1 protein-coding gene is annotated in these 1,930 nt (G+C 69.6%); it reads right to left on the bottom strand.

The annotated features are described in order from the left end of the window. Positions 1–133: 133 nt before the first annotated feature. Positions 134–1,783: a phosphoethanolamine transferase gene (locus AC1D15_RS29560; protein WP_477828826.1), complete on the bottom strand. Its 1,650-nt coding sequence runs from the start codon at positions 1,781–1,783 to the stop codon at positions 134–136. Positions 1,784–1,930: the final 147 nt, after the last annotated feature.

The following is a 1,930-nucleotide window of genomic DNA, read 5'->3' as shown; positions in this document are numbered from 1 at the left end:
GCCCCCTCCTTATTGGCGCACCACAGCCTCCCCGCACCCGCCTTCTGCCACCGCCCTGCCTTTGGGGAGGTGACAAGCGAACAAGTGGGGGTTGAGCCCGGGTTGCACCCGGGCGCGTCCATGCGAGAAAGATCTACCTGCAGCGGGAGAACACGTCCAGGTCGCCGCGATAAACGCTCGTCTTCGCCCGCATCAACCCCAGCACGCTCGGCACCAGGTTGTCGTGGCTCAACGCCACGTCGCGCTGCTTCTGCAGACACTGCATCGCGATCCCGGTCGCCGCCTCGGTCTGCGGCGCCAGCCACACCACCATCGGAACGTGCTTCTGCTCGCGCGGCGCGATGCCGTAGGGCAGGCCGTGCAGGTAGAGGTTGTTCTCGCCGAGCGATTCGCCGTGGTCCGACAGGTACAGCAGCGCCGGGTCGTAGGCCACCGCCTGCTTGCCAAGCCAGGCTATCGCCTGCGCCAGCACGCTGTCGGTGTAGGCGATCGAGTTGTCGTAGGCATTCAGCAGCTGTTGCCGCTCGCACTGCTGCAGAACGTTGGTCGTGCACTCCGGCATGAAGGGCTTGCGGCCCGGCGGCGAGCGCTTCGAGTAGGCCGGCCCGTGGCTGCCCATCTGGTGCAGCACCAGCACCACGCCACGGGCGCGTCGATCGGCCGGCAGCGCGGCCAGCCGCTGGTCGAGCCCGTGCAGCAAGGCCTCGTCCAGGCACTCGCCGCCGTCGCACAGCCCGGCCGGCATCGGCGCGGCACCGGCTGCGAGCCGGTACGCATCGTCGTGCGGCACGCGCTCGCACAACCCCTTGCAGCCGGCCTGGTTGTCCAGCCACAGCACCGCCAGCCCGGCCCGCTGCAGCACATCGAGCACGTTCTCGTAGTCCTGGTCACGCGATTCGTAGGCCTGCTTGCCCAGGTGCGAGAACATGCACGGCAGCGAGGTGGCCGTGCTGGTGCCGCACGACGTGACGTTGCTGAAGCTGACGACGCCCTGCGCCGCGAGGCCCGGCGTGGTGGCCCGCTCGTAGCCGTTCAGCGCGAAGTGATCGGCGCGCGCCGTCTCGCCGACCACCAGCGCCAGCAGCAGCGGCTTCGCGCCGGGCGCGGGCGGCGCAAGCGCCACGTCAGTGCCGATCGCGACCGGTGGTCCGGCCGGCCGCGCGTTGGCATCGTGCACCAGCATTCCGAGCGCATAGAACGAGTTCAGCGGATTGATCTTGTAGCGCAGCGTGTTGTGGGTGCGCATCGTCGACGCGAGGTCGGCGAACAGGGCGCCTGCCACGACCACCATCACGACCAGCGCCGCAACCAGCCCCAGCAGGTTGCGGCCGGCCTGTCGCCACAGGCCCGGCGCCTGCAGCGGCCGGCGCCACAGCCACGCGAGCGGCAGCACCGCGATCACGAGCACGCTCGCCGCCATGCGCAGGCTCAGCAGGTCGCGCGTCTCGCGCATGTCGGTCTGCAGCACGTTGGTCATCATCGTGCTGTCGATCACGACGTTGTAGGTGCCCATGAAATGCGCACCGAAGGCCGCCGCCAGCAGGAAGAGCCCGATCGCCGGCTTGATGCTCCAGCGCCAGGCCAGCAGCGTCAGCACGATGCTGGTGAGGCACGCGACGATCACGCCGAACGCGACGATGAAGAGCGTGCCGCGCGGGCCCTGCATCTCGGGCAGCGCCCGCAGCGACTGCCACAGCGGCCAGTTCGCGAGGGTGGCGATCCACACGCTCGCCAGCACGGCCAGCGTCAGAGGGTTCCAGGAGGTGGAGGAGGGGGGGAACAAAGCCCGGTTGCGGCCAAGGTGCATCCGCAAATTGTCGCAGCAGCAGGATGAGGCGAGGCTTAGGGCAAGGCCTCGATGCCACTGTCCGGGGGCCTCAGGGTGCGTCAGCGGGTGCGGCGGTTTCGGCCTCGGCGGGTGCCCCGCGCT

Source organism: Rhizobacter sp. P2_H2 (assembly GCF_056403375.1).
Note: the sequence above shows the minus strand (reverse complement) of the source record. Positions and strands in the feature narration are given on the sequence as shown.